The sequence below is a fragment of the Actinoallomurus acaciae genome (genome assembly GCF_042429965.1).
GTDB lineage: Bacteria > Actinomycetota > Actinomycetes > Streptosporangiales > Streptosporangiaceae > Actinoallomurus > Actinoallomurus acaciae.
Window position 1 is genome coordinate 1 of record NZ_JBHLZP010000458.1, and the last position, 6,407, is coordinate 6,407.

The window sequence follows — 6,407 nt, forward strand, 5'->3', positions numbered from 1 at the left end:
GGCGCCGACGTGGTCGTCGGCGACCTGCGGAACCCCGCCGACGTCGCGCGGGCCCTCGACGGCGTCTCCGCGATGTTCTTCAGCCTGAGCGTGTCGCCGTCCCACCTGGAGGCGGCGGCGACCGTCGCGACGGCCGGCCGCGCGCTCGGCTCGCTCGGCGCCCTCGTGGCCATGTCGCAGATGACCGTCTCGCAGATGGACGCGTTCAGCACCGACGAGTCGCGTCAGCAGCGGCTGCACTGGCTGGCCGAGCAGGTGCTGAACTGGTCCGGCCTTCCCGTCGTGCACATCCGCCCCACCGCGTTCCTGGACAACCCGCTGTTCACGACGCTCGCGGCACACTCGGTCGCCGCGGCCGGGGTGCTCCGGCTGCCGTTCGGCACCGGCCGTACGTCCCCGATCGCCGCCGGCGACGTCGCGCGGGTCGTCACCGCCGTGCTGGAGGACCCGTCTCCCCACCTGGGCCAGGTCCTGGAGCTGACCGGCCCGCGGTCCCAGGACCTGAACGGCGTCGCCGAGGAGTTCTCCCGCGCGCTGGGCCGCCCGGTGACGTACGAGGACGTCCCGCTGGAGGAGTGGGTCGGGCAGGTCCTCTCCCCCGCGGGCCTGCCGCCGCACGTCGAGCAGCACATCGTGACCATGGTCCGCCTCCACCGTGAGAACCGCTACGACCGGGCCACCCACACCGTCGAACTGGTCACCGGGCGGCCCGCCGAGACCGTCGAGGAGTTCGTCGCCCGGCACGCCGCGCTCTACACCTGACCCGCGCCCGTGCGAGCCGGGCGACCCGCCCCCGGCGACGTGGCGTAGCGTCGTAGATACGGCGAGTTCGGAGGTCGGACATGAACGCGGACATGAACATCGTCGAGGAGAACCGCCACATCCCGGTCGCGGACGTCGTCCTGGAGGCCGACGTCGCCGTCCCGGCCCAGGCCCGCGGGGTGGTGCTGTTCGCGCACGGCAGCGGAAGCAGCCGGCACAGCCCCCGCAACCGCCACGTCGCGGGCGTGCTGCACGAGGCGGGCCTGGCCACCGTCCTGGTCGACCTGCTCACCCCGGCGGAGGAGCAGCGCGACGCCTGGACGGCCGAACTCCGGTTCGCGATCGGCATGCTCGCCACCCGTGTCGCGGCGCTGGCCGACTGGGTCTCGGCGTTCTCCCGCACCGAGGGGCTGGGCATCGGGCTGTTCGGCGCCAGCACGGGCGCGGCGGCCGCGCTCGTCGCGGCGGCGGAGCGACCCGAGATCGTGCAGGCGGTCGTCTCGCGCGGCGGACGCCCGGACCTCGCCGGGGAGTACCTTCGTCTGGACCGCCAGCCCACGCTGCTGATCGTCGGGGAGAACGACCCGGCCGTCATCGATCTGAACCGGCGAGCGCTGCGCGAACTGCCCGGCGAAGGGCGCCTGGAGATCGTCCCGGCGGCGTCCCACCTCTTCGAGGAGCCCGGGGCGCTGGAGCAGGTGTCGTCGCTGGCACGAGACTGGTTCCTGCTGCACCTGCGGCCCGTGGCGCACGTCGTCGGGAGCTGACACTCCGCCACCGCGGACCTACAGCTCCGACAGCGCGATGGCGACCCAGTGCTCGAAGCGCCCGTAGCGGTCGGCGACCTCCTGCGTGCGCGGGAGGGGCATGTCCAGGATCGCGTCGGCCGCGTCGGTGAGGTCCCAGTACGGATGCCGCGCGTCCCGGCCGGACGCCTCCCGGTAGACCTCCTGGAACTCCGCGGCGACCTCCACCCCATACTCCGCGGCCAGGTTGAGCCGCATCCGCGCCAGATCGATGCCGTACGGCCCGTTACTGCCGGTGGTCCAGTCGACGATGCCGGTCAGCCGGTCGCCGGACCACACCGTCTGGCCCGGGTGGAAGTCACGGTGGATGAACCCCGTGGGCGTCTGTGGCGCGGCCTCCCCCAGGGCGGCGAACACGCGCTCCCACAGCTCGGGACTGGCCGACCACTCCGGCGGGCGCCGCTCGCCGCTCGCCGAGGATTCGAAGTACGGGGCGTACGGGGGCAGCGCGGTGTCGAGCGGCACCTCGTGGACGCGCGCCATCGCCTGCGCCATCGCGGTGAGGAAGCCCGTCATGTCCCACGGCCGTACGGCGGGCCGGCCGGGCACCCGCGTGGTCAGCAACGCCGGAACGTCGCAGATCCGGCCGTACGGGTCGGCCGCGAGCAGGCGCGGCGCGGGCACCTCGGTGTCGTCGAGCAGTTCGAGCACGGCCGCCTCGTTGGCCGGGACGTACCAGGGGTCGGAGCGCAGCCGCTCGGTGTCGTGGAAGCGCCGGACGACGAGGCGCCGCGGTGGTTCGCCCGCGTCGATGGCGTGCAGGGTGGTCGAGCCGACGCCGATCGAGCGGATCGAGGAGATGCGTCCGCCGACCACGTCGCGTACCCAGCCGAGCACCGTCTCCGGCGGATGCGGAGAAGCCATCTACCCGTCGACGGCGAGAAGACCGAGAGCGATCAGCGGTACGCCCGCCCTGACCACGCCCATGTGTCCACCTTCTTCCCCGTCGATACTCCGGCGTCTCCTGCTGGACACCGTCCGTTCGCCGAACACGGCTAGCGTCGCTGGGCCACATCCGACGACAAGAGGCTCAATGGCTAATTCCGATCGCATCTCCGAGGTCTACAAGGGCGAGATCTGGGCCGAAAGCACCCAGCAGGTCGCTCGTGATCGTATCGACTGGCTCGTCGGGCAGGCCACCGGAGACGTCCTGGACATCGGTTGTTCGCAGGGCATCGCCTCGATCCTGTGCGCACGGCGCGGATCGACCGTCATCGGGGTGGACATCCAGGCCGACCGAATCGAATACGCGAAGGCGGAATCCGCGGGCGAGCCCGAGGACGTGCGGGCCAGGCTCGATTTCCGGCTCGCCGACGGCACCGGCCTCGACTTTCCCGACGGGTCGTTCGACACCGTTCTCATGGGAGAGATCGTCGAGCACTCCCCGGACGCCTCCCCGCTGCTCGCCGAGGCGGCCCGGGTGCTGCGTCCGCAGGGGCGGCTGGTGCTCACCACGCCGTTCGGGCTGAGCCGCCACCACGACCACTACGCCACGTTCTACGTGGACTCCCTCGTGCGCCTGCTCGCGCCCTACTTCACCGTCGAGGACCTCGACATCGTCGACCGGTACCTGCGGGCCGTCGGGCGGCCGGGGGCGATGGCCGACCCGGACGGCCTGGTCATCGCGTCGCAGCCGCTCATGGAGCGGGCGCTGATCGCGATCCAGGAGGCGGTGCAGGACGAGAAGGAGCGGATGCGCCGCTACGACATCGCCATCGCACGCTACGAGCAGGTCAACGCGCGGATGAAGAACCTCGAGGCACGCCTGGCGCACCAGTCCTACCGCACCGATTACGTCACCTGGCAGCTGAGGTCGGCCAAGTCGCGCAAGTGGTGGCGGCTCGGCGAGGCGCTGTGGAGCGCCAAGCATCCCTCGCAGGCGCTGAAGCTGCCCAGGAACGTCGCCACCGCCCTGAAGGCCGCGCCGCGCCTGGAGGAGCCCAAGCCGGAGACGACGGCGGGCTCGCCGGACCTGTCGGGCCACTACTCGGCGATCAACATCCCCGAGGTGCCCGTCCCGGACGGTCCGGTGGCGCGCGACATCAAGGTCGCGGTCATCCTCGACGTGTTCACCACGGGCGCCTTCCGGTACGAGTGGCAGCAGATCACGTTCGGCCCGGACGACTGGCGCGAGGTGCTCGAACGCGAACGGCCGTCGCTGCTGTTCGTCGAGTCGGCCTGGCACGGCAACGGCGGCCGCTGGGCCACGATGATGAGCGCGGCGGGCGCGCCCAAGCAGCCGGTGCGCGACCTGGTCGCCTGGTGCCGAGCGCAGGGCGTCCCGACGGTCTTCTGGAACAAGGAGGACCCGCCGAACTTCGACCGGTTCATCGAGACGGCCAAGCTGTTCGACCACGTCTTCACCGTGGACGCCGACTGCATCCCGCGCTACGTCGAGGCGGTCGGCCACGACCGCGTCGCGCTGCTGCCGTTCGGCGCCCAGCCGCGCATCCACAACCCGGTCGCGGTGCCGGGCGGGCGCAAGCACGAGGTCGCGTTCGCCGGGACGTACCACGCGAAGAAGTATCCCGAGCGCGCCGCGCAGATGCAGACGATCCTGGGGCCCGCCCGCGAGTTCGACCTGCACATCTACAGCCGGATCTCCGACGACCCGGACTTCGCGTTCCCGCCGGAGTACACCGACCACATCGTCGGCTCCCTCCCGTACGAGCGGATGCTGGCCGCCTACAAGGCGTACAAGATCTTCCTGAACGTCAACTCGGTGACCGAGTCGCCGACGATGTGCGCCCGGCGGGTGTTCGAGCTGTCCGCGTGCGCCACGCCGGTCGTGTCGGGCCACTCCCGCGCGCTGGAGAACGTCTTCGGCGACCTCGTGCGCCTGTCCTCCACGCCGGAGCAGACCACCGAGGCGCTCGTGGAGCTGATGAAGGACGCCGACCTGCGCGACCGCATCGGTCACCTGGCGATGCGGGAGGTCTTCGCCAAGCACCTGTACGGCCACCGGGCCGAGACCGTGCTGACCGCCGCGGGCGTGTCCGCGCCCCGCCGCGAACGCTCCATCTCGGTGATCCTGCCGACCAACCGGCCCGACCAGATCGACCACGCCATCGCCCAGGTCGCCGCGCAGGACCACCGGCCGCTCCAGCTCGTCCTGGTGCTGCACGGGATCCCGGCGGAGGGCGTGGAGGCGCGGGCGCGGGCCGCCGGGCTGGACGACGTCGTCGTGCTGTCCGCCGACGCCTCCCTCACGCTCGGCGCGATCCTCAACCTCGGCATCGACGCCGCCGACGGCGCGTACCTGGCCAAGATGGACGACGACAACCTCTACGGGCGCCACTACCTGAGCGACCTGGCGTACGCCTTCGACTACACGACGGCGGGCCTGGTCGGGAAGGGCGCGCACTACTGCGAGATGCGCACGCACGACGTCACGCTGCTGCGCTTCCCGCACCTGGAGCACACCGAGGCCGAGCTCATCCAGGGCGGCACGATCCTGGCCGACGGCGACGCGCTGCGGAAGCTGCGCTTCGCCGACCTGCCGCGCGCGGTCGACAGCGACCTGCTGCGGCGCGCGCAGGCCGAAGGCGTCGGGATCTACTCCGGTGACCGCTTCAACTTCGTGTCCGTACGCGGCGACCGCGAGGCGCACACCTGGAAGGTGAGCGACGCGGAGCTGATGCGGCACGGACGCGTCGCGTTCCACGGACCGGCCGGGGAGCACGTGCTGTTCTGATGCTCGACACCGCTTCCGAGCCGGTCGCCGAGCGGCGCGAGGCGCCCGCCTGGCGGCCGGCGGTCATCCTCGGCATCGCCTTGACGCTGCTGTACAGCGTCCTGTTGCTGTGCGACCTGTCCGTGCCGCAGCCCGTCGACCACAGCCGCTACATGGACGCGGCCCGGTCGTTCCCGTCGCGGCCGAAGGATCCGATCTTCGACCACCAGTACCTGCGCATCGGCCTGACCGGGCCGACCGCGCTGGTCATGAAGGTGTTCGGGTACTCCGAGGTCACCTACCACGCGTTCCCCGTGGCGGCGGCGCTGCTGCTGTTCGCCTCGGTGTACGCGATCGGCTGCATGCTGTTCGGGCGTCTCGTCGGCGCGCTGTCGGCGGCCGTGCTCGGCTGCGTGGGGATCGTCGTGGTGGCGGGCACCGAGCTGCTGCCGGACCTGCCGGCGACGGCGCTGTTCACCGCGGCCGTGGCGCTGACGATCGCGGTGCGCGAGGGGCTGCTGCCCTGGCGGCGGCTCTGGCTCGTCGTCATCGGCGTGCTGATGGGGTGGAGCTACCTCACGCGCGAGTTCATCGTGTTCGTCTGGCCGCTGGTGCCCGCGCTGCTGTGGCGGCGGATCGGGCGGTGGGAGTGGCTGTGGGGGTTCGTACCGGTCGCCCTCACCGGGGCCGGCGAGACCGTGCTCAACGCCCACCTGTACGGTGACCCGCTCGCGCGGCTGCACGCCGGGTCGGGGCTCGGTGACCTGCCCTCACGCCCGGAGGTCGCCAGGACGTTCCACGACCTGCCGCTGTGGGTGTACCTGTGGCGGCTTCCCCAGCAGCTCGGCCGTCTGGCCGAGGCGCCGGGAACGCTGCTGCTGCTCGCGCTGACGCTCGCCGCCGGGGCGTATGTCGTCGTCCGCCTGATACGCCGCACGTCCACGCTCCCCGAACGCCGGGTGGGGGTGTTCGCGCTGTGGCTGATGCTGCTGTGGGTGCCGCTCACGCTGGAGGGCGGTGTGCTGAACCCCGCCCATCCGAAGCTGCGGCTGCAACTGCTGCGCTACTGGTACCCGATCTTCCCGGCGTTCGTGCTGGGCGGCATCGCGGCGCTGTGGACCGGCGACCGCGCGCTGCGGCCGGACGACCGCCGGCGGGCGCTCGCG

General features: G+C 71.8%; 5 protein-coding genes. 4 read left to right on the forward strand and 1 reads right to left on the reverse strand.

Annotated elements, in window-relative coordinates; all coding sequences use genetic code 11:
• The coding region (locus ACFFNX_RS38435; protein ID WP_378211027.1) for an NAD(P)H-binding protein at window positions 1-762 on the forward strand (762 nt) is incomplete at its 5' end.
• A gap of 80 nt (window positions 763-842) precedes the next feature.
• Window positions 843-1,529 carry a dienelactone hydrolase family protein gene (locus ACFFNX_RS38440; protein ID WP_378211028.1) on the forward strand — a complete coding sequence of 229 codons (687 nt, stop codon included), beginning with the start codon at window positions 843-845 and terminating at the stop codon, window positions 1,527-1,529.
• Between the two features lie 18 nt (window positions 1,530-1,547).
• Here ACFFNX_RS38440 and ACFFNX_RS38445 read toward each other — a convergent pair whose 3' ends face one another.
• Entirely contained in the window at window positions 1,548-2,432 is an 885-nt protein-coding gene (locus ACFFNX_RS38445; protein WP_378211029.1) for a phosphotransferase family protein, read from the reverse strand.
• Between the two features lie 169 nt (window positions 2,433-2,601).
• Here ACFFNX_RS38445 and ACFFNX_RS38450 point away from each other — a divergent pair, with 169 nt between their 5' ends.
• Together ACFFNX_RS38450 and ACFFNX_RS38455 are read left to right on the forward strand one after the other, a co-directional pair.
• On the forward strand, window positions 2,602-5,262 hold the full coding sequence (locus ACFFNX_RS38450; protein WP_378211030.1) for a methyltransferase domain-containing protein: 2,661 nt from the start codon (window positions 2,602-2,604) through the stop codon (window positions 5,260-5,262).
• Window positions 5,262-6,407, forward strand: a 1,146-nt coding sequence (locus tag ACFFNX_RS38455; protein ID WP_378211031.1) for an ArnT family glycosyltransferase, incomplete at its 3' end; no start/stop codon positions are given. The genes ACFFNX_RS38450 and ACFFNX_RS38455, both read left to right, overlap by 1 nt.

Excerpts from the sequence above, each read along its gene's own strand:
- ACFFNX_RS38440 (WP_378211028.1), top strand. The coding sequence starts at position 843 with ATGAACGCGGACATGAACATCGTCGAGGAGAACCGCCACATCCCGGTC.
- ACFFNX_RS38445 (WP_378211029.1), bottom strand. The coding sequence starts at position 2,432 with ATGGCTTCTCCGCATCCGCCGGAGACGGTGCTCGGCTGGGTACGCGAC.
- ACFFNX_RS38450 (WP_378211030.1), top strand. The coding sequence starts at position 2,602 with ATGGCTAATTCCGATCGCATCTCCGAGGTCTACAAGGGCGAGATCTGG.